Origin of the sequence: Streptomyces sp. NPDC059900 (assembly GCF_050270335.1) — a bacterium.
In the GTDB taxonomy this organism is placed as follows: domain Bacteria; phylum Actinomycetota; class Actinomycetes; order Streptomycetales; family Streptomycetaceae; genus Streptomyces.
Genome location: NZ_JBNNJZ010001148.1, coordinates 1 through 1,130 on the forward strand (window position 1 = coordinate 1; position 1,130 = coordinate 1,130).

1 protein-coding gene and 1 pseudogene are annotated in these 1,130 nt (G+C 65.4%); one reads left to right on the plus strand and one right to left on the minus strand.

The features are described from left to right. Window positions 1-602 (plus strand): annotated as a pseudogene (locus tag ACQKIP_RS47970) (transcriptional regulator); the annotation flags it as partial. Between the two features lie 69 nt (window positions 603-671). Here ACQKIP_RS47970 and cutA read toward each other — a convergent pair. Further along, window positions 672-998 carry a divalent-cation tolerance protein CutA gene (gene cutA / locus ACQKIP_RS47975; RefSeq protein WP_365865484.1) on the minus strand — a complete coding sequence of 109 codons (327 nt, stop codon included), beginning with the start codon at window positions 996-998 and terminating at the stop codon, window positions 672-674. Window positions 999-1,130: the final 132 nt, after the last annotated feature.

The following is a 1,130-nucleotide window of genomic DNA, read 5'->3' on the forward strand; positions in this document are numbered from 1 at the left end:
GTGCACAGACCGCAGGTCACCCACCGCTACGGGCCTTGGCCCTGACCTACGCCAGCTACGGTTCTCCGACCCCGCAGGAGAGGCTGGAGTTCCTTACCCAGGCTGCACAGGATGTGCGTGGTCATGGCAACGCCGCCGCTGCCGCCTGGGTCCATGGCAGACACGCGGAGGAGGCTGCACAGTTCGGCGATGACACTGGCGCACTGCGTGCACTAGATCGCGCACGATTCGCCTACGACTTCGCGGACCACACCAGCGAGCAGGCGTGGGTTCGGTTCGTCACCCCGTACCGAATGGACTCGCTCGCACTATCCGTATACGGACAGTTGCGGCGGCAAGAGCTGATCACCACGGCAGACAGCGCGGTCAAACGCCTCGGAACTGGCCTGTCCGACGGTGGCGTCGTCGTCCTCGGCGACCTGGCATCGGCGCTGTTGCGCGGAGGCGACGTCGATCAAGGGGTCTACGTGTCACGTCAGTTCGCATCCGCAACACAGGCCAAGCCCAACACGATGGGTAAGGAGCGGGCCCGGACGGTCGCCGCTTGGCTCCCCGACAGTGAACGGGAACTCGCTGACCACCTGCGGCGATTCGCGTCCTGAACCTGCGCCCAGTTCCTGAGCCAACGCGAGGTTCAGGGCACGCGCGCCGACGCTCTGTCCGCCGCCTCTTCAGGACGCGGTCGTCTCCTCGACAACCCAGGACAGGTACGCCTCGGACCCGCCGGTCACGGGAAGAGTGATCCACTCTGGAACATCGTACGGGTGCTGCTGGGCCACCCATGCGCCAAGCTCCGGGAGCCGATCCACTGTCGTCTTGTACGAAATCCGCCATTCTTGCGCGGTCTCGATGGCGTCCTTCCACCGATAGACGGCGGTGAACGGCGCGTCGATGTGGGCACAGGCCGCCAGCTTCCCCTCAACCGCACCTCGCGCCAGCGCCTCCGCCTTGCCCTGGTCGTCGACGGTCGTCTGCGCAATGACAATGTCGGTGGCCATTCAACTACCCCTCCAGCTCGATGTACTACGACCCTACCGAGCCGACCGGACATCCTCAGCGTGCGTCTCCCCGCGTTGCGTGAGAATCCCGATTCTGTCGGCCGACAGGTAGTGCCCCGCTGTGTGGTGTAG